We start from the raw sequence: 23,442 nt of genomic DNA on the forward strand, positions 1-23,442 counted from the left end.
AATTGACAGAATATTTAATAAATTAGAGGTGTGTCATGAATAACAAACACGGAACAACTAAAGGGGAAACAATATTATTAGAGGTGAACAGCTTAGAAACAGCATTTAAAATTGATGGGGAATATTACAATGCTGTTGATAATGTCTCGTTTAAAGTGAAAAAAGGTCAAGTGCTAGGTATTGTTGGTGAATCTGGTTGCGGAAAAAGTGTTATGTCACTATCTATCATGCACTTGTTGCCAAAAGGAATCGGGCAAATCCGTAATGGTGAAATTACCTTTAATGGAACGAGAATTGATCAGCTATCAGAAAAGGATTTTAATAAAGTCCGCGGTAAGGATATTGCAATGATTTTCCAAGAACCGATGACATCTCTTAATCCAGTCTTTACAATAGGTTATCAATTAACAGAAGTTTTATTTAACCATATGAAAATATCAAAAGAAAAGGCGCGAGTGGAGGCTGTTACGCTTTTAAAAAGTGTCGGTATCTCTCGACCAGAAAAAATTGTAGATGAATATCCACACCAATTATCTGGTGGAATGAGACAAAGGGTCATGATTGCGATGGCAATCGCCTGCCAGCCGCAATTACTAATTGCTGATGAGCCAACAACAGCTTTAGATGTAACAGTCCAAGCCCAAATATTAGAATTATTAAAAAATATTCAAGATAGAAATGATATGTCGATCATTTTAATCACCCATGATTTAGGGGTAGTTGCAGAGATGTGTGATGAAGTTATCGTCATGTACGCAGGGAAAATTGTTGAACGGACAAATGTAGAAGAGCTATTCTACAATCCAAAGCACCCTTATACGAAACTTTTAATGGGATCCATACCAAAAATGGAAGAGGTAGTGGAAAAGCTAGCTTCTATTGAAGGAATTGTTCCTTCGTTAAAAAATATGCCAAAAGTTGGATGTAGGTTTGCTAATCGCTGTCCAGTGGCCACACCTGAATGTTTTGAAATAACACCAGTACTAGCAGAAGCAGAAAAGGGACACGAAGTTGCATGCTTGCTATTTGAAACGAGCAAGCCGAAAGAAGGGATGATACAATCATGAGCATCACAGAGAGAGATTTGAATCATTTTGGAGAAACGAATGCAGCAAAGGACAAATTATTAGAGGTTAGAAATCTAAAAACCTACTATCCTATAAAAGGCGGTTTTTTTCGCAGAACAATTGGTCAAGTAAAAGCGGTGGACGACATATCCTTTGAAATAAAAAAAGGAGAAACGTTAGGCCTCGTTGGAGAATCAGGTTGTGGCAAATCAACAGCAGGTAGAACAATTTTACGTTTGTTAAATGCAACGAGCGGCCAAATTATTTTCGATGGGAAAGACATAACGAATGTCCGTGGTAAAGAATTACGCCAAGCAAGAAAGGACTTCCAAATGGTTTTCCAAGATCCATATGCATCATTAAATCCGATGCAAATGATTGGTGATGTAATCTCTGAGCCTTTCAAAAACTTTGGTTATAAGAATAAAAAAGAGATTAAGGAAGAAGTAATGAATTTACTTAACCGAGTTGGTCTTCCAGAAGATGCTTATTATAAATATGCTCACGAATTTTCAGGGGGGCAACGGCAACGGATTGGAATAGCAAGGGCATTGGCATTGAAACCTAAATTAATTGTTGCAGATGAGCCCGTTTCAGCTTTAGACGTATCCGTACAATCGCAAGTTCTTAATCTATTAAAGGAATTACAGTCAGATTTTGATTTAACCTATCTTTTTATTGCTCATAACTTAAGTGTTGTAAAACATATGAGTGACAGAATTGGCGTTATGTATTTGGGGAACTTAGTCGAACTTGCAGATAAAAATGCAATTTACGATGAACCCCTTCATCCATATACACAGGCATTAATATCCGCAATACCAGAGCCTGATCCAAAAAGAAAACGGGAAAGAATTGTATTGACAGGTGATCTGCCAAGTCCGGCCAATCCGCCGACTGGTTGTCCATTCCATACAAGATGTCCTGTTGCTAAACCAGAGTGTTCTGAAGTAAAACCAACATTTAAGGAGGTGAAGCCTGGGCACAAAGTCGCTTGTCTCTTATATTAATGTCATCATAGGTCAGTCATTATTTATGGAAAATGAAAAAGCAGTACAAAATTAAATCAAACGGGGGGAATATCATGAAAAAGAAGTTATTACTTCTAGTATCTATGATGCTAGTACTTTCCTTGTTCTTAGCTGCATGTGGCGGCAAAAAAGAAGAAAGTAGTTCAAACAATAATAATAACAACAATAATCAAGGTGAAGAGAAAAAAGAAGATCCAAATAAACCTCAAGATGGAGGAACATTAAACTACGCATTAACATCGTCTTTTAATGGACTTCTAGATATTAACTTTTATGAAAATGCAACTGATGGAGAAATTATCGGATTCTTCCAAGAAGGTTTCATCAAATATGACGAAAATTTAAAGCCTGTGCCACATTTAGCTGAGTGGAAAACAGAAGATAATAAAGTCTATAACTTCAAAATTAAAGAAGGCGTAAAATGGCATAACGGTGATGATTTAGTTGTTGATGACTGGATTTTTGCACTTGAAACTATTGCAAAAGTAAAAGATCATCCACGTTGGACTAACGTTTCTACAATTGTTGGTGCGGCTGATTTCAAAGATGGAAAAGCTGATTCCATCGCTGGATTAAAGAAAATTAGCGATCATGAAATTGAAATTACTTTCGAAGAGGCAGCTATTAACAACTTAGAAAACTTATGGACATATCCAATGAACAGAAAGCATTTTGAAGGAATAGATCCTAACAAAATGTCTGAGTCCACACAAGTACGGACAGAACCAGTAGGTACAGGTCCATTTAAAGTACAAAATGTCTTACCAGGTGAGTCTGTTGAACTTGTTAGAAACGAAAATTATTGGGGTGGAAAACCACATATCGAAAAAATCATCATTAAAGTTTATGATGCTTCTCTAGTTGTAAAATCTTTAGAAGCTGGCGATATTGATATGGTTTCTATCGCTCCTGCACAGTTACCAGAAATTGAAAAATTAACAAATGTAAAAGTTGAAAGATATCCTGGTTTATCTTACTACTACGTAGGATTTAAATTTGGGGAATTAAAAGACGGAAAAGTTGTCATGAACCGTGATAAATACAATGACAAAAACTTAAGAAAAGCAATGATGTATGCATTAAATCGTGAAGAATGGATTAATGCATTCTGGGGTGGATTAGGAACACCAATTAACAGTGTTATCCCATCTTCTCACTGGATTGCAGCAAGTTCTTCTGAATTACCAAATGACTATAAGTATGATCCAGAAATGGCGAAGAAAATCTTAGCTGATGCAGGTTGGAAAGATGTGAACGGAGACGGTTTCGTTGAAGATCCAAATGGTAACGAGTTCGTTATCAACTTCGGTCACTATGCTACAACTAACCCAACATTTGAAACTCGTGCACGTCAGTTAACACAATATTGGGAAGAAGTAGGTTTAAAAACAAAACTTACTATGACTGACTCAAACCTTTACTATGATCAGATTCAAAAAGATCATAAGTCTGTAGAAGTATTCTTCGGTGGATGGAGTACTGGTGCAGATCCAGATCCATGGGGATTATGGGGCGATGACACAAGCTTCAACTACCCACGTTGGACAAATGACAAAGCACTACAAATTATGAAAGATGCGGTTAACCTTGATGTAGTTGGTCAAGATACAGATAAGCGTAAAGCATTATACGTTGAGTTCCAATCTATCATTAACGAAGAGTTACCAATGTTACCAATCCTAGAGCTTGAAGATGCTTCCGCATTAAATAATCGTTTACAAAACGTTACATTTGATGTAAGTGGCACAAACTCTCCACATGAATGGTGGTTAAAACAAAACGAAGAATAATGTTTTGCTAGATAAGGAGAATTGCATATGCTAAAATATACACTTCGCAGAATTCTCATAATGATACCAATGCTTTTCCTTATCTCCGTAGTGGTGTTCACCCTGGCAATGTTAATGCCAGGGGACCCATTTACTGGAGAACTGGATCCTAATATTCATACAGAAGAATATATCCAGGAAATGAGAAAAGAGTTAGGTTACGATGACCCAATTCATGAGCAGTATTTTCGCTGGATAAAAAATTTTGTCCAAGGTGAATTTGGGAAATCGACGAGATATAAAGTACCAGCAAATGATATTATTATGGAACGAATACCAAATACAGTATTTTTGGGGATAACATCCATATTAATAACCTATTTTTTTGCGTTTTTAATGGGGAGATATGCTGGTCGAAAACCATATACACTTGGTGATCATGCAATCGGTACTTTTAACTATTTAGGATTAGCATTACCATCATTCGTAGCTGGTGTTTTTGCCATTTATTTCTTTGCATTTGGTTTAAATTGGTTCCCATCGAACGGTTCTGTAGACATTTCTTTAGAAAAGGGAACATTAGATTATTGGCTCAGCCGTCTGCATCACGTGTTATTACCAGCAATAGTACTTGGACTGTTAAGTACTGCTAGCTATACACAATTTTTACGGAATGATATTATTGAAAATAGTCGTAAAGATTATGTACGAACTGCAAGGGCAAAGGGAACGAGAGAAAGTAAAATATATAATGTTCATATTTTAAGAAACTCAATTATTCCACTAGTTACATTTTTAGGATTTGATTTTGTTTCTATAATTGGTGGGGCAATTATAACGGAAACAATTTTTACGTATCCTGGAATTGGACAATTATTCCTAAATTCTGTTACAACCCGTGATTATCCAATTTTAATGACTTTAACGATGATCTTTTCAACATTAACATTGTTAGGTAACTTAATTGCTGATTTATTATATGGAATTGTCGATCCAAGAATTAGGGTAGAATAGGAGGAATGGATACATGGAAGCAACACGGGAAACTTCAATTAATCTTAATGTCAAACCACCAAAAAGTATGTCGCCATGGGCCATTGCTCGGAGAAAATTCCTAAAAAATAAATTAGCAATGGTAAGCTTAGCATTTCTACTATTTGTTGCCATCGTTTCTATACTAGCACCTTTTATATCTTCACAAGATATAGTAAAAGTGAATATTTCAAAAATGTCGTTAGAACCTTCTTCCGAGCATTTGTTAGGGACGGATAAGAGTGGGCGCGATGTATTTACAAGATTACTCTTTGGCGGTAGAATTTCTTTACTAATAGGGTTATCGTGTACTTTCTTTGTAATAATTTTAGGAACAATTGTAGGTTCTATTGCAGGGTATTTTGGTGGAGCTATTGATAACTTATTAATGCGTTTTACTGATTTAGTGTTAACTTTCCCATTTATAGTATTTGTTATCGTCCTTAACGCAATTTTGGATGGGAAGGTAAATGGTGTTTGGGTATTAATTGGTACGATTAGCATTTTGAGTTGGGGTGGAGTTGCGAGGATTGTCCGAAGTAAGATTTTAGCGGAAAAAGAAAACGAGTACGTACTTGCTGCTGTCTCTATAGGGTGCAGACCTTCTATAGTTATTGCGAAGCACTTATTACCGAATGTATTATCTACAATTATCGTGCAAGCTACAATACTTTTTGCGAGTATGATTGTAGCAGAATCTGGACTAAGTTATTTAGGTTTCGGTGTTCCAGTTGAAACTCCAAGCTGGGGTAACATGTTATCTTACGCAAATGAACCAGATGTATTATCAAGTAAACCGTGGATTTGGATTCCACCAGCATTAGCAATTACTTTGACAATCTTATCGATTAACTTTATCGGTGAGGGAATTAAAGATGCATTGAATCCAAAGTCTATTCGTTAAAATCTACCTTTTAATATTGGTAGATTTTTTTCTTTAAAGTAGGGAGAAACTTCCTAAATTAAGGACAGTAAATGAAAAAGGTCTGTTCCACACAAGTGGTGGTATCAGACCTTAATCTCATTGGCTACTATTGTTCATTTAATACTCAACGTAAAACCGGACCGCCATTAGTAATAATTTCTTTTGAGATATCCGTAAACTTTTTAAAGTTATCTTCAAATTGTGTTACTAGTTGACGAGCTTTTTCCTCATATTCTTGTTCATTTTTCCATGTTTTTTTAGGTTGTAATACTTCGTTAGGAACTCCTGGTACGTGCAGTGGGATATGCAATCCAAAGAAAGGTTCTTGGATTGTATCCATATTTGTTAACTTGCCTTCAATTGCAGCTTGGACCATCGCTCTAGTAAATTTTAAATTCATTCGTTCACCAACACCATACTCTCCACCAGTCCAACCAGTATTAACTAGAAAGACTTCAGCACCGTGTTCATCTATCTTTTCACCAAGCATTTCCGCATATCGAGATGCAGGTAATGGCAAAAATGGTGCACCATAGCAAGTGGAAAAAGTTGCAGTTGGTTGCGTTATGCCGCGCTCTGTTCCAGCTAATTTGCTCGTATAACCACTTAAGAAGTGGTATATGGCTTGTTCTTTCGTTAATTTTGAAATTGGTGGTAAGATACCGAACGCATCAGCAGTTAAAAATACAATTGTTTTCGGATGTCCTGCTACACTGGATTCAACAATATTCTCGATATTGTGAATAGGATAGGCAGCACGAGTATTTTCTGTTAAACTCCCATCATTATAATCTGGTATTCTTGTCTTCTCGTTAATAACGACATTCTCTAATACAGAACCAAAGGTAATTGCATCAAAAATTTGTGGTTCTTTTTCACGTGATAAATGAATACATTTCGCATAGCAACCGCCTTCAATATTAAAAACACCATCTGCCGACCAGCCATGCTCGTCATCACCGATGAGTCTACGTTTCGAATCATTTGATAGAGTTGTTTTACCAGTACCAGATAATCCGAAAAATAATGCTACATCCCCATCCTGACCAACATTTGCCGAACAATGCATGGAAAACACATTGTTTTCAGGTAATAAATAATTCATGACTGTAAAAATAGATTTCTTCATTTCCCCAGCATATTCGGTTCCACCAATTAAAACAACCTTTTGTTCGAAAGAAATAATAATAAATGTTTCTGATCTTAGACCGTCTTCAATTGGATCTGCCAAATATTTCGGTACAAAAATTAAAGAGAAATCGGCTTTATGATCCATTAATTCTTCTTCGGTCGGCCTAATAAATAATTGCTGAGCAAATAAGTTATGCCAAGCATATTCCGTAATTACTTGAATTGGCAATTGATATTTTTTATCGGCACCAGCATACCCTTTAAAAACAAACAATTCATCTTTCGTTTTTAAGTAGTGGAGAACTTTTTCATAAAGTCGATTAAATATTTCTTCAGAAATCGGTTGATTAACTGAACCCCAATCAATTTTATCTTTTACAGAGCTTTCCGCAACAATATATTTATCCTTTGGAGATCTTCCAGTATACTGGCCTGTTGTTGCGGAAATAGCACCAGTATTTGTTAAAACTGCTTCTTTTCTTTCTAAGATTTTTTCCACTAATTTTGCTACAGGCAGTTGGACACGTGCATTTCCTTTTGTCAAGATGGTTTGCAAGTTATTAACTGTACTAATAGTATTCATTAGTTAAACCCCTTTTTTTATTTTCTGTTATTTACCTGCTAATTAGTATAACATATTTATTGTATTAGTCTATACTATTTGCTCAAATTGTTGCTTGTTTATAGAATCTTTTTTATAATCCATTTTATGTAAATGGATAAATGATAAATAATTCTCTCTACTATTATACAAGAATTATAAAAAAATCGGAATTTTTTACGTCTGATAAATTAGCTTTTGCATTAAAATATGTCGGTATCCAACACACTAGTGTAGAAGTAAAGTAACAATATTTAATTAGATTAATCGCTCATCACTAGATGTAACATTTTTTTCAAAGAACGGGTAATTTGCAAATTTGAATAAAAACGAGTTCGTACTTGGCATACTATATATAAAGTATAAAATGAATTGACATCAATAAATATGTATAGTATTATTTCAAGATGAACGGATACTCTTATCCTGAGATGGTGGAGGGACAGGCCCTATGAAACCCAGCAACCTGCTTACACGCAATTACTAACAATTGAGGTGTAAGAAAGGTGCTAACCTGAGGCAAGGATATTCCTTGATCGATAAGAGTGAAAGGATACGGAATGTTCACCTTTCCTCTTTAGGAAAGGTTTTTTATTTATAAATCATCTCGTTATTTGCCTGTATCTTATCATGATTTTCATGGTTATTTGATAAATTTTATTTCTTTTACCATACTAATTATAAGAACGTGGGAAAGGGCAAGGTATCCGTGAAATTATTATTATGGGAGGTATAAAATGTCTAAACGTTTATTTACTTCTGAATCTGTAACAGAAGGTCACCCAGATAAGATTTGTGATCAAATTTCTGATGCAATCCTAGATGCGATTATTTCGGATGATCCCAATGCACGGGTTGCTGTTGAAACATCTGTAACTACCGGACTGGTGCTAGTCGCTGGAGAAATTACTACAACTTCTTATGTGGATATTTCTAAAATTGTCCGTGATACGGTTCGAGATATTGGATATACACGAGCAAAATATGGATTTGATGCCGCAACTTGTGGTGTATTGACGTCAATCGATGAGCAATCACCAGATATTGCGATGGGTGTCAATCATGCTTTAGAAGCACGTGAAGGTTTAATGTCTGATGATGAAATTGAAGCAATTGGTGCAGGGGACCAAGGACTAATGTTTGGTTTTGCTTGTAATGAGACAAAGGAATTAATGCCATTACCAATCTCTCTTGCCCATAAATTATCGAGAAGATTAGCTGAAGTAAGGAAAGAAGAAATTTTACCTTACTTAAGACCTGATGGGAAAACACAAGTAACAGTTGAATATGATGAAGGTGGGAAGCCTGTTCGTATTGATACAATTGTTATATCTACCCAACATCACCCAGAAGTATCATTGGATCAAATTAAGAAAAATATTAAAGAGTATGTAATCGACTTTGTCGTACCTGCAGAGTTAATGGATAGCAAGACGAAGTTATTTATCAATCCAACTGGACGCTTTGTAATTGGTGGACCACAAGGGGATGCAGGCTTAACTGGAAGAAAAATCATCGTTGATACATACGGTGGCTATGCACGGCATGGAGGTGGAGCGTTTTCCGGTAAAGATCCAACAAAAGTTGATCGTTCCGCTGCATATGCTGCAAGGTATGTCGCAAAAAATATTGTGGCAGCTGGATTGGCAGATAAGTGTGAAGTTCAACTGGCCTATGCAATAGGTGTTGCCCAACCAGTTTCCATTTCTATCGATACGTTTGGCACTGGTAAAGTGAGTGAAGAACGGATGGAAAAATTAGTTCGAGAATTTTTCGATTTACGGCCTGCCGGTATTATTAAAATGCTAGACTTACGGAAACCAATTTATAAACAAACAGCAGCATATGGACATTTTGGTCGGACAGATGTAAATCTCCCATGGGAAAAAACGGATAAAGCAGAATTATTAAAAAAGGCGGCACAAAGTACTAATAGTTAAAGAGGCGAGAGGCAATCAACATTGATTTGCCTCTATTTTTTATCTGCTTGCATTTGTTTATATACTTGGGCTTTTTCACTGTATTCTTTGACGATTCTTTCCATATCTTTTTTGTCTTCCTCTGTTAATGTTCGGATCACTTTAGCAGGTCTGCCAAAAGCTAAACTGTTCGGAGGGATTTTTTTCCCTGGTGGAACGAGACTCCCGGCACCAATAAATGCGCCCTCACCAATTTCCGCTTTATCTAAAATTATCGAACCCATTCCAATTAATGCATAGGAATGAATAATACAGCTATGTAATGTAACTTGATGACCAACCGTTACATAATCATGTATGATTAGCGGGTTATTTGGGCTTTGATGCAAACAACAAAGATCTTGTATGTTAGAATGCATCCCAATTTTTGTAGGTGCCACATCTCCACGAATAACCGTTTGAAACCAGACACTGGAATGATCACCAATTTCGACATCTCCCGTAATTGTGACAAAATCAGCGATATAAGCAGTTTCGGCTATTTTAGGGTATAATTCTTTGTAAGGATAAATTTTGTACATACACTCACTCCTAATAAAATATGATTTTTAAGCTCTTTCCCTCTTTACTTCAATTGGACAATGATGTGGATTACTCGAGGCAAAAAATGTAAAATAAGCTTGCAATTTTGGAGAAATCCTTTTACTAAAAGTCTATTATGGAAGAATAAAAGGTCCTCTCACTAATGGAAGTCACTTATATTTTACAGTAAAATAGAAAATAATGCTTTTAAGATGTTGTTTCAACTTTATGTTCATCTTTTAATGGGAGCAAAAGCATGTTCATATAACAGCAATCCGCATTCCTACTTTATCAGGGCTTTATTATATAATGAGGTGATATTTTGTCTGTTCCAACGACTCCAGTACGATTAATGTATGTTTGTTATAAAAAAGTATTTCCAATCGTTCACCAAGAACTAGACTTTTGGAAAAAATTAGCTTCTGACATTCCTAATGAAGAACTACGGAATCAAGCACTAGCTAGTATTAAACATAAAACATTTCATTGTGAAGGCGGTTCAATTTTAGGGTTATTAGCAGAGAACTCTTTAAAGGATGCGATCAAATTTATTGTTGCATATCAAACAATTAGCGACTACTTAGATAATTTATGTGATAGAAGTACATCGCAAGACCCACAAGATTTTCGTGCATTACATGAGTCCATGATTGACGCAGTAACATTAAATAAAGAAGATAAAAATTATTACCGCTATCGCGAAGATCAAGATGATGGTGGTTATTTGCAGCATTTAGTAGCTACATGTCAACAGGTGTTAATTAAAATTAAAAATTACGATCTCATTAGAGACGAACTGGCTGAATTGTGCAGTTATTATTGTGACTTACAAGTACATAAGCATGTGAAAGTTGAAGAACGGGTTGAGCGTTTACAAGTGTGGTTTAAAAAGTATGAAAAGCATTTACCGAATATGGAGTGGTATGAATTTTCTGCCTGTAGTGGTTCCACTTTAGGAATCTTTTGCTTAGTTTCCTATGCGTTACGTGGTGATTTAACGAAGGAAATGAGTGTGGCAGTGAGAAACAGCTATTTTCCGTATATTCAAGGTTTACACATTTTGCTCGATTATTTCATCGATCAGGAGGAAGACCGTGAAGGTGGTGATTTGAACTTTTGTTTTTATTATGAGGACGATGAAAAAATGTTTGATCGCTTTCAATTGTTTATGGAAGAGGCAGACAAACATACTCGCTTACTTCCGAATCGCCACTTCCATCAATTAATTAATCGTGGCTTATTAGGAGTTTATTTATCCGATAATAAAATTAAAACACAAGCAAAAGTGAAAACTGTTGCGAAAAAAATAATAAGGCTTGGCGGATTTACTAGTGCTTTCTTTTATTTAAACGGAAGAGCTTATCGAAAAATTCAGCAAGTGTTTGCACAGTAAAATGAAGTATGTTTGATGCATTTTAAGCGGAATAAAGTGATAATGATGTCACCGACGTTTCTGATTCGTATCATTTTTGTTACCAGAAAAATCGATGTTTTGATTAAATAGTCTTGATGAAGGACAGTCTAATATTTCGATACAAGTAAAGATTATCAACTGTTTCGAATTTATTTCCGACTGTCCGTATTTGATTATAAGAAACCATTACCTTTTTTCAATTGCAATAATAAATGGTGGATCATTTATTTGGTTAATGAATTCGTATTTTAATACATGAGCGTTTTTCTGATCTATTTGTTTTGCGAATTGTAATAATGCTTTTTTTTCTGTTTTCCCTTCTGGATGTCCGTGATAGACAACGAGTATGATTAACCCGCCTGCGGGCATTATTTCTAGCAGATTGGATACTGCGGTAATGGTCGTTTGCGGCTTTGTAACGATATTGTGGTCACCACTAGGTAAATAGCCTAAATTAAAAATAGCTGCTGTAATTTTTTCGTACTCGTTTGGCGGTATATAGTTTTGCAAATGCTCGTGCCCAGAATGAATTAAGTTAATTTGTGAATATAGTCCTTTTGCTCGTAACTTCTCCGTTGTACGGATAATTGCTTCCTCTTGAATATCAAAGCCATATACTTTGCCATTAATACCAACAAGGTTAGCGAGCAGTAGTGTATCATTGCCGTTACCTACTGTCGCATCGATGGCAATATCGCCAGGATGGACAACAGTCGTTAATAACTGATGTGCAAAAGGGATAACCCTATTTAGTATCATGGATTATTTCTCCTTTATTAACCGTATTGGACGATTGATGATAGTATTTCCCTTGCCAACTATTTCGTTTTAATAACTCTGAATCAATGGCATTTAAAACTTCCCACTTATTGACACTCCACATTGGACCAATCATTAAGTCAATGGGCCCATCACCAGTAATTCTATGAACGATCATTTCAGGCGGTAAAATTTCTAATTGATCACATACTAATTGGACGTACTCATCAAAACTCAAAAATTGTAGCAAACCTTTTTCATATTGTTTAACCATTGGAGTACGTTTCAACAAATGAAGTAAGTGGATTTTAATTCCTTGAACATCTAAATTAGCAACAGCTTTAGCCGTTTCTAACATCATTTCAGGTGTTTCTTGAGGCAAACCGTTTATAATATGACTACATATCCGAATATTATGTTTGCGTAATTTTTCAACCCCTTTAACATAACAATCAAAATCATGTGCACGGTTGATTAAATTGGCTGTTTTTTCATGAACAGTTTGCAGTCCGAGTTCAACCCATAAATATGTTCGTTCATTTAATTCCGCTAAGTATTCCACAACATCATCAGGAAGACAGTCTGGTCGGGTTGCGATAGAAATACCTACTACCCCTTCTTGCTTAAGAGCGGTTTCGTATTTTTCGCGCAATACAGCTACTGGTGCATGTGTATTCGTAAATGCTTGAAAATAAGCGAGATATTTACCGTCTTTCCATTTTTTATGCATTACTTGTTTTATATTTTGAAACTGAACTTCTATTGGCTCGGCTCTATTTCCAGCAAAATCTCCAGAACCGGAGGCACTGCAAAAGGTACAACCACCATACGCAACTGTCCCATCCCGGTTAGGACAATCGAATCCACCGTCAATGGCAATTTTAAAGATTTTTTCTCCAAACTGCTTCCTTAAGTGATAATTCCATGTATGATACCGTTTCTGATCAAATGTATATGGAAAAGGATTCATTATAAAGACACCTTTCTAGTTAAATGTAACAACTCTAAAAAAATATTTTACCATGAATAATAAAGATGATAAAGATGTTGACGAGGAAGTACTATTTGTCTCATTATAAAAGTGGTATAACATGTTACATTTAATTACCATGTAATAATTATCGTGGTTAAGTGAAAATTATGATGGAAGAGCTGACTCTTCGTTTTTCATGTACCTATATAGGCTGAGTGTATTGCATTATTAATAAAAATTCAAAGGGGGAGTAGCGATGACTACAAGAGATTCCCTGGAACAATTTATTAATAAATGTGAAGAAACACTGGAAGTCGCCAGACAGGAATATACGGATGGCTCACGGCAAGGATATTATTTTGATGATGAATATAGCCAGGCGCAACAGTTGTTAGAAGATAGATTCAATGAGTTAATGGCTATGTACCATTCAGCCAATGCGGTACAGCGTGAAAGACTTGATCGAATGAGACTGCAAATTCAACAGCTGCAAAATCAAATGATTATTATTAATCGACCGTAACTATATAGGTTACCCAATAACAAATCTTTTGCTGTTGGGTAACCTTTTTTTGTTCTATTTGAATACCCCTTGATAATGTTCTTTCAAATCAAGTAATTTTGCGAAATTGTAATACAAAAAATGGTAATGGTTTTTTTAAAAAAAACAGTTTTCTATTGTAAACCCTTTCATTTATTCATTTTGCTAATACGTTAAAAAGAAAATGATTTTCCATAAATAATTCATTGCACTTTACTTGAAAGTCATCTAAAATTATTCTGGTATTCGAAATAAGTTCGGTAAGGAGGCGGTTATTATGCCGCGTGCACTATGGCTTATCGTTATTGGAATGGCCGTTAATGTTACTGGCGGTTCTTTTTTATGGCCATTAAATACCATTTATTTACATGGAGAACTTGGGAAATCATTAACATTAGCAGGATTTGTCTTGATGCTAAACTCAGCTGCAAGTATTATAGGTAACCTTTATGGTGGTTATTTATTTGATAAGATTGGCGGCTATCGTTCTGTTATGTTAGGTATAATAATCACGCTTGCTTCCCTAATTGGTCTCACCTTTTGGCACGGTTGGCCACATTATCCGATTTTCCTTACAATTATTGGTTTTGGTTCTGGTTTAGTGAACCCTGCCATGTACGCTTTCGCCGGTTCTGTTTGGAAAGAAGGGGGAAGAAGGGCGTTTAATGCGATGTATGTTGCTGCAAATATCGGTGTGGCCATTGGCTCTGCTCTAGCTGGATATGTCGCCCATATTTCTTTTAATTTGATTTTCATCGCAAACACATCCCTTTATATCGTATTTTTCTTCATTGCATTTTTCGGTTATCGTAACCTTGCAGATAATCCAATTGGTCCAACTGTCATTCAGCAACAAACGCCGAAAAAGTATGAGAAAAACAAGAAAAAATTAACCGCTTTGCTCATTCTTTCCATTGGATATGCACTCTGTTGGTTAGCATATGTTCAATGGCAAACAACGATTGCAACTTACACGCAAGAATTAAAAATAACACTGGAACAATATAGTCTTTTGTGGACTGTTAATGGTGCCTTAATTGTTTTAGCACAACCACTAATGTCCAAATTTATTCAAAAGTTCGCGAAAACATTAAAAATACAAATTATCATAGGGCTATGTATTTTTATTATTGCGTTTAGTGTTGCGTCCGTTTCCACTGTATTTCTTGGCTTTGTTACTGGAATGGTTATTATGACGATCGGAGAAATGCTCGTTTGGCCTGCAATTCCGACAATTGCTGATATGCTTGCACCTAAAGGAAGAGAAGGCTTTTACCAAGGAATTGTGAATAGTGCAGCCACTGTTGGTAGAATGATTGGACCGATTTTAGGCGGTTTTCTCGTTGATATGTATGGGATGAGTGTATTATTTATTATCCTTTTGAGCTTGTTTATCGTAGCAATATTTACAACGATTATTTACGATAGAGGTTTAAAAGCTACAGAAAAAAAATCGAGTAGTTTATCCATTTAGCCTGAAAAAAATAATGAGATAGCTTGCATTTAATAAAAAGATTTACTATAATATTCGATAATATCAATGAATAAAATATTGGAAAAAAACTGTGAGAAGGAGTAGTAGTGATTAAGTACTTGTTAAGAGAGCTGACGGTTGGTGTGAGTCAGTCAAGTGCAGCACGAACTCGCCTTTGAGTCGCAAATATGAACGATATAGTAATATTTGCCGTTACCTACGTTACAGGATAATGAAGTGAACAATTTTCTTGTTTTGCAAAATACAAGAAATGTTAAAATGGGTGGTACCGCGGGAGCCAAATCCTCTCGTCCCAAATTATAATTTTTGGGATGGGGGGATTTTTTGTATTTTAAATACGCAAATAAGTGGCAGTACTAAAAATTATGAAAACAGTCATATTGAATAGGAGGCGTTTTAACAAATGAGCTTTAACCATAAAAAAATGGAACAGAAGTGGCAAAACCATTGGTTAAAAAATAAAACTTTCCAAACGACAGAAGATTCATCAAAACCTTTCTTTTACGCTTTAGATATGTTTCCATATCCTTCTGGAGCAGGATTACATGTAGGTCATCCGAAAAGTTATACAGCAACAGATATTTTAGCACGGATGAAACGGATGCAAGGTTATAATGTGCTTCATCCAATGGGCTGGGATGCATTTGGTTTGCCAGCAGAACAGTATGCTATTGATACTGGAAATGATCCAGCGGAATTTACCCAAAAAAACATTAATACATTTAAAAATCAGCTTAATTCCTTAGGTTTTTCCTATGATTGGGATCGTGAAGTAAACACGACTGACCCTAATTATTACAAATGGACACAATGGATATTTACAAAGCTGTATGAAAAAGGTTTGGCATATATTGATGAGGTTGCTGTTAACTGGTGCCCAGCTTTAGGGACAGTACTTGCAAATGAAGAAGTTATTGATGGGAAAAGTGAAAGAGGTGGCCACCCAGTTATACGGAAACCGATGAAACAATGGGTGTTAAAAATAACCGAATATGCTGACCGTCTCCTGGATGATTTAGACGAAGTAGATTGGCCAGAAAATATTAAAGATATGCAAAGAAATTGGATTGGCCGGTCAGAAGGGGCAGAAATCACGTTCCAAATAGACGGTCATGAAACGGAGTCCTTCACTGTTTTTACGACTAGACCTGATACACTATTTGGCGCAACATATGCAGTGTTGGCTCCTGAACATCCGTTAGTAGACAAAATAACGACGAGTGAACAAAAACGAGCAGTGCAAGAATATTTGGAGGCAATTAAATCAAAATCAGATTTGGAAAGAACGGATTTAGCGAAAGAAAAAACAGGTGTATTTACTGGCGCCTATGCGATTAATCCAGCAACGAATGAAAAAATGCCAATTTGGATTGCTGACTATGTGCTTATCACTTATGGAACTGGAGCAATAATGGCTGTACCAGCTCATGATGAAAGGGACTATGATTTTGCGAGAAAATTCGATTTACCTATTACAGAAGTTGTCCAAGGCGGAAATATAAATGAATCAGCCTATATAGGTGACGGTATTCATGTGAATTCAGGGTTTTTAAATGGGCTTCAAAAAGAAGAGGCAATTCAAAAAATGATTGCTTGGCTTGAAGAAAAAGGAATTGGTACGAAAAAAGTTTCTTATAAATTACGCGATTGGTTGTTTAGCCGTCAACGTTATTGGGGTGAACCGATTCCAATTATCCATTGGGAAGACGGAACGATGACGACTGTACCTGAAGATCAATTACCGTTAACGCTTCCTGTCATGGACCATATTCAACCATCAGGAACGGGTGAATCGCCATTAGCAAATGCTACCGATTGGTTAGAAGTAGTTGATCCGGAAACTGGTAAAAAAGGTCGAAGAGAAACAAATACGATGCCACAATGGGCAGGTAGTTGCTGGTATTTCTTAAGATATATTGATCCTCATAATGAAGCGGCATTAGCCGATGCGGAAAAACTAAAGCAGTGGCTTCCTGTTGACATATATATTGGTGGTGCTGAACATGCCGTACTTCATCTATTATATGCTCGTTTCTGGCATAAGTTTTTATACGATATAGGTGTAGTACCAACGAAGGAACCATTCCAAAAACTATTTAATCAAGGAATGATACTTGGTGAAAATAATGAAAAAATGAGTAAATCTAAAGGAAATGTTGTAAATCCGGATGAAATAGTTGAAAGTCACGGTGCAGACACGCTACGCCTATATGAAATGTTTATGGGACCGTTAGACGCATCTATCGCTTGGTCTACAAAAGGGCTAGACGGAGCAAGGAGATTTTTAGATAGAATTTGGCGTTTGCTAATTAATGAGGATGGCTCAGTTACGGAAAAAATTGTTGCTAAAACAGGTGGTCCGTTAGAGAAGGTATATCATCAAACGGTGAAAAAGGTTACCGAAGATTATGAAGGATTACATTTTAATACAGCAATTTCACAAATGATGGTCTTTATTAATGAAGCATATAAAGTGGAGGAACTTCCGAAAACATATATGGAAGGATTTTTACAATTACTATCGCCAATTTGTCCACATATTGCGGAAGAATTGTGGGAAAAACTCGGAAATAATGACTCGATTACTTATACAGAATGGCCTGTCTATAGTGAAGAAAAATTAATTGACAATGAGGTAGAAATAGTAATTCAAATTAATGGAAAAGTCCGTGCGAAAAAATTAGTAGCAAGCGATATGACAAAGGAAGAACTAGAAAAAATTGCGTTAGAAGACGAAACAGTCAAAAATCAACTAGACGGAAAAACAATTCGTAAAGTTATCTCTGTACCTGGCAAACTCGTTAATATTGTTGCAAACTAAATACTTTTTCGAAAAAAACTGTCCAATCCATTTGGACAGTTTTTTTGTGTTTTAAAATTCTAACTATTTGTCCAAAATATAAATATCAATTATTTGGGGAGAGAGAAAGATGGTCAAGGTAAAAGTATTTGATTTAGAACATGAAAAGGATTTGGAATTTGAAGTAAATAAATTTTTGCAAAAGATTGATGAAACGCAATTAATAGACATTAAATATGACGTAGCTGCAATTGCAGAGGAAGATGAGGAGCAAATTTACTGTTTCTCGGCCATGGTCATCTACCGTTCATAAGAAGTTGCTGTTCTTTTTTAGCCAGAATAAGACAAGTTTCTCCTGGAAAATTTTTAGCTGATAGTCAGCTAATGGGAGAAACTTGCTTGAAAATGCTAAAAGTGAAGAATAGATGAATTGAAGGGAATGTTACAAAATCACGTATAAGACACTATATAGATATCATTCACTTACAAAATTTTGCTGCATTTAAACCAGCTAACCTTCCAGTTACGAAGGCAGAAGTAATATTATAGCCACCAGTATAACCGTGAATATCTAACACTTCACCACAAAAAAATAGTCCTTTCGTCATCTTGGAAGCCATCGTTTTCGGTTCAATTTCTTTGATGGAAACCCCACCACCTGTTACGAATGCTTTTTCCAACGGCTGCGTACCGTTCACGGTAAAACGAAAATCTTTACATAGCTTAGCCAATTGTCTTAATTTTTCTTTAGAGATAGTGTTTAATGGTGCATCTTGGTCGATCTTTGCCTGATTTAATAAAAACAATAAATAACGTTCTGGCAGATGTCCTTTAATACTATTTTTTATCGCTTTTTTTGGTTCTTCTTTCGTTTTTTCTATAAATTCTTGAAAAATTTCCTCCTCCTTTTTTTCGGGAAGGGAATCGAGTTTCATCACCACTTCTGACAATTCCCATTTTTTTAATGCTTTGACAACGAATTGACTGCAGCGTAATACTGCAGGGCCAGAGACACCAAAATGGGTAAAAATCATATCCATTTTGTGCGTGATAATCGTCTTTCCTTTCGGGTTAAGGACGGATAATGCTATGTTTCTTAAAGATAACCCTTGAAGTTGCCGGTTTTGAATAAATTCTTCATTTGATAATAACGGCACTTCCGTCGGATAAAGTTCTGTAATAGTGTGACCTGCTTTTTCAGCCCATGGGTAGCCGTCGCCAGTTGATCCTGTATGTGGAACAGATTTCCCGCCAACAGCGATTATAACTGCTTTTGGAATTATTTCATTACCGTTTTCTAGTAATACTTTAACTACTTTTCCGTCTTCATATAAAATATCTTTTACAGGAGTGTTTGTTAATATTTTTACATTTAATTCATTGAGCCGGTGAAGAAGTGCTCCAACAACCGATTTTGCATCATTACTTACGGGGAACATTCTGCCATGGTCTTCTTCTTTTAATTTTACACCGAGGTTTTCAAAAAAATGAATAATATCTTCATTATTAAATTCAGCAAAGGCACTGTATAGAAAACGGCCGTTTCCTGGTATATGTTTGACTATTTCATCTATTGGTAAACGATTCGTAACATTGCAGCGTCCGCCTCCAGAAATGGCTAGTTTTCGTCCTAACTTATTTCCTTTATCAATTAATGTAACACGAACATTTGACTCACCTGCAGCGATAGCAGCCATCAATCCTGCTGGTCCTCCACCGATAACTAATACATCTGTTTCCATTAAATCCACCTTTACTTTTTGAATTAATAATGCTAAAACTAATTTCTAGGCAAAGTTTTATTCATTATATAAAACTTAAAGGTAAAATAAAAGATTGCCAATGACTTTAAGAAATATTAAAGGGTATATTCCTTTATATACTCACAAAAAAAAGATAGTTCTATAAATTCGACAAAACTTGCAAAATGAAATTGTCAAACCATGTCATTAACATGTACACTACTTATAGTGACTTAAATCTAATTCATTAGTGATTGTAACATATACTTTTTGTTCATATAAAGAAATCATTGAATATCGGAATATTTTCTGAAGTAGGAAGGGATTGTATGTCTTCAAAATTATTACGGGGGACTTTTATTTTAACAATTGGAACATATATTTCAAAATTTCTCGGTTTATTTTACGTTATTCCATTTGCTGCATTAGTGGGTAAGCAAGGTGCTGCCCTCTATTCATATGGCTATGTACCGTACAATATTTTCTTAAGTATTGGTATTGGCGGGATACCTTTAGCTGTTTCAAAATTTGTTGCCAAATATAATGCACTTGGTGAATACAAAGTAGGCAGACAATTATTTAAGTCTGGTTTACTCATTATGATGACAACAGGATTCATCACATTTTTGGCCCTTTATTTTTTAGCCCCGTCTTTAGCGGGTATTATTATTCCTGATGATGATTTAACTTCGCGTCCGGAAGATGTTGTTGCTGTTATTCGCTCGATTAGTTTTGCACTTATTGTCGTTCCGTTTATGAGTTTAATCCGGGGATTTTTCCAAGGACACCAGTCGATGGGTCCTTCTGCAGTTTCTCAAGTGATTGAACAAATTGTCCGGATTACCTTTCTCTTAGCAGGGGCGTATATCGTTTTAAAGGTAGCCGATGGTACGGTCGTTGATGCGGTAAAAATTGCTACTTTTGCAGCATTTGTCGGCGCGATAGGTAGTTTAATTGTTCTCATTATGTATTTTATTAAACGGAAGCCTTACTTAGATGAATTGTTAGAGCATGATAAAGGACAAATGAAAATTTCTTATCGAGAAATATATAAAGAGGTCATTAATTATTCAATTCCGTTTATTTTCGTCGGATTAGCTAACCCTTTATTTCAATTAGTGGATACGTTAACTTTTAATCAAGCAATGGTGCAAATCGGCCTAGCAGATCAATCGGAGAATTATTTAGCGACGATGAATTTTTATGCCCATAAATTAGTCATTATTCCTGTGTCATTAGCAACCGCATTTTCTTTAACATTAGTGCCACTTATCACAAGTGCTTTTGTAAATCAACATCGTGATTCATTGCAACAACAATTGGATCAAACGTTTCAAGTCGTTATGTTTTTAACGTTACCAGCTTCTCTTGGGATATCTATTCTTGCAGAACCAATTTATACAGTTTTTTACAGTCATGATATATTAGGAGCGAATATCCTTGCTGCCTACGCTCCAGTAGCTATTTTGTTCGCTTTATTCTCTGTTTCAGCTGCTATATTGCAAGGGATAAATGAACAGCGGTTTACGATTTTTAGTTTGTTACTCGGGTTGTTAATGAAATTAGTGTTGAATATTCCATTAATAAAAGCGTTTGAGACATATGGCGCGATATTAGCAACAACAATTGGTTATTTAGTAGCTATCGTAATTAATTTTATCGTGATAAAACATTACACCCAATACCGTCTAAAGCTCGTAATAAGAAGGACGATACTTATTTTCATTTTTAATGCAATTATGTTAGTGGTTGTGTTTTTTGTTTATAAATTTCTTCATTTCTTTTTATCACCTGAATCCATTATTCCATCCGTTTTAATCATTCTAGTTTGTGTTATTTTTGCGGTGGTAGTTTATTTTTATTTAGGTCTTAAATCTAAATTGATTCAATTGATTTTAGGTGACCAAGTACAAAAAATTAAACGTCGGCTAAGTTAAAGTGATTTTTATATTTAAAAAGGGTGCTCATGAACATGAAGCACCCTAACTGTATATATTTTTATAAAGTTTGCGTATTTTTCTATAAAATATTAAAAGCCTAATCGTCTTTCGATGCGTCGAACGCGGCGGTCAAGTTGGTTATATTGGTTTTGCAGTCGATTTACTTCCCGTTCTAGTTGATTGAGTCTTCCAGAAACTCCAGGGAGTGGGAAAAAACCGCCTTGTCCACCCGGTCCTCCAAATCCACCAGGCCCACCTTGATATTGTGTAGGGGATACACCCTGCTGTGGAAATTGCATTTGACGATAATCCATCATTCACATACCCTCCTCTTATTTAAAGATGTTATAGTGTATGATACATATGGGGAAGATGAACTAGGTAAGAGCCTATTTTTATATGTCTTGTTATTTTTTGGGAATTAACGGGAAATTGCTAAAGTATGGATTTGAATAATGCAGTCTGGAGTAGCTTCCACAAAGTTATTTACTCAAATGAAAAATTAATATCATTTTACGAAAAGGGGAAATATTAGATGAGAATGGATAAATTATTAGCAAACGTTGGATTTGGGACAAGAAAAGAAGTGAAACAATTAATAAAAAGTGGTGTCGTATTAGTTAATAACGAAATAGTGAAGGAAGGAAAAAGCCATGTCGATCCAGAAAAAGATACGATTACTGTTCATGGAGAACAAATAGTTTATAAAGAATTTTATTATTTCATGATGAATAAACCGGCGGGTGTTATTTCGGCGACAGAAGATATGAAAGATGAAACGGTAATTGATTTATTATACATAGAAGACCAACGTCCAAATATTTTCCCAGTCGGAAGGTTAGATAAAGATACAGAAGGCTTATTGCTGTTAACGAACGATGGACAGTTAGCCCATCAACTTTTATCACCAAAGAAGCATGTACCAAAAACATACTTTGTAGTCATTGATGGATCAATATGTGAAGAGGAACGGCACGCAATTGAAACAGGTGTACAATTAGACGATGGATATGTAACGAAACCAGCTAAACTAAAAGTAATCAAGAATGGAGAAATTCGTTCGGAAGTAGAATTGACAATTACAGAGGGGAAGTATCACCAAGTAAAAAGAATGTTTCAAGCAATTGGAAGAACTGTAGTTTATTTAAAACGGATGACGATGGGTCCTTTAAAATTAGATGAAGATTTAGCTTTAGGAGAATATCGTGAATTGACAGAGGAAGAGATACAATTGTTAAAAGGAAAATAATTACATAAAATACCACTAAACGTTGAAATAGTCTTAAGCAAAAAGAAATCGCCGATTTTGGGCGATTAATAATATATGAAGTTCTAAGATGACAGTTTTACTTTTTTATTTGTTGCGGTCCATTTTCCGCGGCTCGGACTTTTCACTAAGTCATTGTATTCCAGTACGTTTAAGTCTCTTTGAATCGTTCGAGGAGTAATGCCAAACTCGTCTACAAGTTCCTGGGTCGTAACAGTCCCATTTTCTTGGATAAACATATAGACTGATTTGATTCGAGTTAGCATTCGGTCAGTTGAATTTCTCAAAAAACCACTCCCTATCAAATTTTTATAGAGATGATGAATAATTTTTTGGAGACGCATTCCAAAAATAGAAAGCTATTTCATCTCTTAATACATTATACTTAAAAAGTAATATAAATATTATAACAAATTATTAATTAAATAGCTACTTTTTTCGGAAAGATTGTACA

The 23,442-nt window shown here is 35.4% G+C and carries 20 protein-coding genes, 1 riboswitch and 1 other annotated feature; of the genes, 13 read left to right on the top strand and 7 right to left on the bottom strand.

Annotated elements, in window-relative coordinates; genetic code table 11:
- Positions 1-35: 35 nt before the first annotated feature.
- From BN1242_RS09325 to opp4C, 5 genes are all read left to right on the top strand, one after another.
- Complete coding sequence (locus BN1242_RS09325; protein ID WP_062354814.1) at positions 36-1,067, top strand: ABC transporter ATP-binding protein; 1,032 nt, start codon at positions 36-38, stop codon at positions 1,065-1,067.
- Positions 1,064-2,077 (top strand): ABC transporter ATP-binding protein, encoded by a 1,014-nt coding sequence (locus tag BN1242_RS09330; RefSeq protein ID WP_062354817.1) that lies wholly within the window; start codon positions 1,064-1,066, stop codon positions 2,075-2,077. The genes BN1242_RS09325 and BN1242_RS09330 overlap by 4 nt, the downstream gene beginning before the upstream one ends.
- Positions 2,078-2,151: 74 nt before the next feature.
- Positions 2,152-3,888, top strand: a complete 1,737-nt coding sequence (gene opp4A / locus BN1242_RS09335; protein WP_238985128.1) for an oligopeptide ABC transporter substrate-binding protein — start codon at positions 2,152-2,154, stop codon at positions 3,886-3,888.
- A 27-nt stretch (positions 3,889-3,915) separates the two neighbouring features.
- The gene (gene opp4B / locus BN1242_RS09340) at positions 3,916-4,881 is read left to right on the top strand and encodes an oligopeptide ABC transporter permease (protein WP_062354820.1); all 966 of its coding nucleotides are present in this window, start codon (positions 3,916-3,918) and stop codon (positions 4,879-4,881) included.
- Between the two features lie 13 nt (positions 4,882-4,894).
- Positions 4,895-5,803 carry an oligopeptide ABC transporter permease gene (gene opp4C, locus BN1242_RS09345; protein WP_062354824.1) on the top strand — a complete coding sequence of 303 codons (909 nt, stop codon included), beginning with the start codon at positions 4,895-4,897 and terminating at the stop codon, positions 5,801-5,803.
- Between the two features lie 145 nt (positions 5,804-5,948).
- Here opp4C and pckA read toward each other — a convergent pair whose 3' ends face one another.
- Positions 5,949-7,538: a phosphoenolpyruvate carboxykinase (ATP) gene (gene pckA / locus BN1242_RS09350; RefSeq protein ID WP_062354827.1), complete on the bottom strand. Its 1,590-nt coding sequence runs from the start codon at positions 7,536-7,538 to the stop codon at positions 5,949-5,951.
- Positions 7,539-7,974: 436 nt separating this feature from the next.
- Positions 7,975-8,102: riboswitch (SAM riboswitch) on the top strand.
- 191 nt (positions 8,103-8,293) lie between these two features.
- On the opposite strand from pckA, the gene metK reads away from it, so the two are divergent.
- Positions 8,294-9,496: a methionine adenosyltransferase gene (metK, locus tag BN1242_RS09355; protein WP_062354829.1), complete on the top strand. Its 1,203-nt coding sequence runs from the start codon at positions 8,294-8,296 to the stop codon at positions 9,494-9,496.
- Positions 9,497-9,528: 32 nt separating this feature from the next.
- Here metK and BN1242_RS09360 read toward each other — a convergent pair whose 3' ends face one another.
- Entirely contained in the window at positions 9,529-10,056 is a 528-nt protein-coding gene (locus tag BN1242_RS09360; RefSeq protein WP_062354831.1) for a gamma carbonic anhydrase, read from the bottom strand.
- A 323-nt stretch (positions 10,057-10,379) separates the two neighbouring features.
- Between BN1242_RS09360 and BN1242_RS09365 the strand changes: the two genes are divergently transcribed.
- Positions 10,380-11,450, top strand: a complete 1,071-nt coding sequence (locus tag BN1242_RS09365; RefSeq protein ID WP_062354833.1) for a tetraprenyl-beta-curcumene synthase family protein — start codon at positions 10,380-10,382, stop codon at positions 11,448-11,450.
- Positions 11,451-11,657: 207 nt separating this feature from the next.
- On the opposite strand, the gene mnmM is transcribed toward BN1242_RS09365, so the two are convergent.
- On the bottom strand, positions 11,658-12,230 hold the full coding sequence (gene mnmM, locus BN1242_RS09370; RefSeq protein ID WP_062354835.1) for a tRNA 5-(aminomethyl)-2-thiouridylate-methyltransferase MnmM: 573 nt from the start codon (positions 12,228-12,230) through the stop codon (positions 11,658-11,660).
- A complete protein-coding gene (gene mnmL, locus BN1242_RS09375; protein WP_062354838.1) occupies positions 12,217-13,200 on the bottom strand; it encodes a tRNA modification radical SAM protein MnmL/YtqA in 984 nt (327 codons plus the stop codon). Before mnmL ends, mnmM begins: the two co-directional genes overlap by 14 nt.
- Before the next feature lie 259 nt (positions 13,201-13,459).
- Between mnmL and BN1242_RS09380 the strand changes: the two genes are divergently transcribed.
- The 4 genes from BN1242_RS09380 (at position 13,460) to BN1242_RS09395 (ending at position 18,352) form a co-directional block, all read left to right on the top strand.
- Positions 13,460-13,726 carry a YtzC family protein gene (locus BN1242_RS09380; protein WP_062354841.1) on the top strand — a complete coding sequence of 89 codons (267 nt, stop codon included), beginning with the start codon at positions 13,460-13,462 and terminating at the stop codon, positions 13,724-13,726.
- Positions 13,727-14,021: 295 nt separating this feature from the next.
- The gene (locus BN1242_RS09385) at positions 14,022-15,218 is read left to right on the top strand and encodes an MDR family MFS transporter (protein ID WP_062354844.1); all 1,197 of its coding nucleotides are present in this window, start codon (positions 14,022-14,024) and stop codon (positions 15,216-15,218) included.
- A gap of 82 nt (positions 15,219-15,300) precedes the next feature.
- Positions 15,301-15,537 (top strand) — a binding site (T-box leader).
- 105 nt (positions 15,538-15,642) lie between these two features.
- The gene (gene leuS, locus BN1242_RS09390; RefSeq protein ID WP_062354848.1) at positions 15,643-18,060 is read left to right on the top strand and encodes a leucine--tRNA ligase; all 2,418 of its coding nucleotides are present in this window, start codon (positions 15,643-15,645) and stop codon (positions 18,058-18,060) included.
- Between the two features lie 109 nt (positions 18,061-18,169).
- A complete protein-coding gene (locus BN1242_RS09395; RefSeq protein ID WP_062354851.1) occupies positions 18,170-18,352 on the top strand; it encodes a sporulation protein Cse60 in 183 nt (60 codons plus the stop codon).
- A 166-nt stretch (positions 18,353-18,518) separates the two neighbouring features.
- Here the strand turns inward: BN1242_RS09395 and BN1242_RS09400 are convergent, their stop codons facing one another.
- Entirely contained in the window at positions 18,519-19,781 is a 1,263-nt protein-coding gene (locus tag BN1242_RS09400) for a BaiN/RdsA family NAD(P)/FAD-dependent oxidoreductase (RefSeq protein ID WP_062354856.1), read from the bottom strand.
- Positions 19,782-20,110: 329 nt separating this feature from the next.
- Between BN1242_RS09400 and BN1242_RS09405 the strand changes: the two genes are divergently transcribed.
- Positions 20,111-21,718, top strand: coding sequence for a putative polysaccharide biosynthesis protein (locus BN1242_RS09405; protein WP_062354860.1), 1,608 nt, complete (start codon positions 20,111-20,113; stop codon positions 21,716-21,718).
- 92 nt (positions 21,719-21,810) lie between these two features.
- Here BN1242_RS09405 and BN1242_RS09410 read toward each other — a convergent pair whose 3' ends face one another.
- Entirely contained in the window at positions 21,811-22,038 is a 228-nt protein-coding gene (locus tag BN1242_RS09410) for a hypothetical protein (protein WP_238985129.1), read from the bottom strand.
- Positions 22,039-22,256: 218 nt separating this feature from the next.
- Here BN1242_RS09410 and BN1242_RS09415 point away from each other — a divergent pair, with 218 nt between their 5' ends.
- A complete protein-coding gene (locus BN1242_RS09415; protein WP_062354863.1) occupies positions 22,257-22,970 on the top strand; it encodes a pseudouridine synthase in 714 nt (237 codons plus the stop codon).
- An 83-nt stretch (positions 22,971-23,053) separates the two neighbouring features.
- On the opposite strand, the gene BN1242_RS09420 is transcribed toward BN1242_RS09415, so the two are convergent.
- Positions 23,054-23,275, bottom strand: a complete 222-nt coding sequence (locus BN1242_RS09420; protein ID WP_062354866.1) for a DeoR family transcriptional regulator — start codon at positions 23,273-23,275, stop codon at positions 23,054-23,056.
- Positions 23,276-23,442: the final 167 nt, after the last annotated feature.

This window comes from Bacillus kwashiorkori (assembly GCF_001375515.1).
GTDB classification, from domain to species: Bacteria; Bacillota; Bacilli; order Bacillales; family Caldibacillaceae; genus Bacillus_BK; species Bacillus_BK kwashiorkori.

Coding starts and splice junctions, on each gene's coding strand:
- mnmL (WP_062354838.1), bottom strand. CDS start 13,200: ATGAATCCTTTTCCATATACATTTGATCAGAAACGGTATCATACATGG.
- BN1242_RS09400 (WP_062354856.1), bottom strand. CDS start 19,781: ATGGAAACAGATGTATTAGTTATCGGTGGAGGACCAGCAGGATTGATG.
- mnmM (WP_062354835.1), bottom strand. CDS start 12,230: ATGATACTAAATAGGGTTATCCCTTTTGCACATCAGTTATTAACGACT.
- BN1242_RS09405 (WP_062354860.1), top strand. CDS start 20,111: ATGTCTTCAAAATTATTACGGGGGACTTTTATTTTAACAATTGGAACA.
- opp4A (WP_238985128.1), top strand. CDS start 2,152: ATGAAAAAGAAGTTATTACTTCTAGTATCTATGATGCTAGTACTTTCC.
- BN1242_RS09410 (WP_238985129.1), bottom strand. CDS start 22,038: ATGATGGATTATCGTCAAATGCAATTTCCACAGCAGGGTGTATCCCCT.
- metK (WP_062354829.1), top strand. CDS start 8,294: ATGTCTAAACGTTTATTTACTTCTGAATCTGTAACAGAAGGTCACCCA.
- pckA (WP_062354827.1), bottom strand. CDS start 7,538: ATGAATACTATTAGTACAGTTAATAACTTGCAAACCATCTTGACAAAA.
- BN1242_RS09360 (WP_062354831.1), bottom strand. CDS start 10,056: ATGTACAAAATTTATCCTTACAAAGAATTATACCCTAAAATAGCCGAA.
- BN1242_RS09395 (WP_062354851.1), top strand. CDS start 18,170: ATGGTCAAGGTAAAAGTATTTGATTTAGAACATGAAAAGGATTTGGAA.
- opp4C (WP_062354824.1), top strand. CDS start 4,895: ATGGAAGCAACACGGGAAACTTCAATTAATCTTAATGTCAAACCACCA.
- BN1242_RS09380 (WP_062354841.1), top strand. CDS start 13,460: ATGACTACAAGAGATTCCCTGGAACAATTTATTAATAAATGTGAAGAA.
- opp4B (WP_062354820.1), top strand. CDS start 3,916: ATGCTAAAATATACACTTCGCAGAATTCTCATAATGATACCAATGCTT.
- BN1242_RS09415 (WP_062354863.1), top strand. CDS start 22,257: ATGAGAATGGATAAATTATTAGCAAACGTTGGATTTGGGACAAGAAAA.
- BN1242_RS09385 (WP_062354844.1), top strand. CDS start 14,022: ATGCCGCGTGCACTATGGCTTATCGTTATTGGAATGGCCGTTAATGTT.
- leuS (WP_062354848.1), top strand. CDS start 15,643: ATGAGCTTTAACCATAAAAAAATGGAACAGAAGTGGCAAAACCATTGG.
- BN1242_RS09330 (WP_062354817.1), top strand. CDS start 1,064: ATGAGCATCACAGAGAGAGATTTGAATCATTTTGGAGAAACGAATGCA.
- BN1242_RS09325 (WP_062354814.1), top strand. CDS start 36: ATGAATAACAAACACGGAACAACTAAAGGGGAAACAATATTATTAGAG.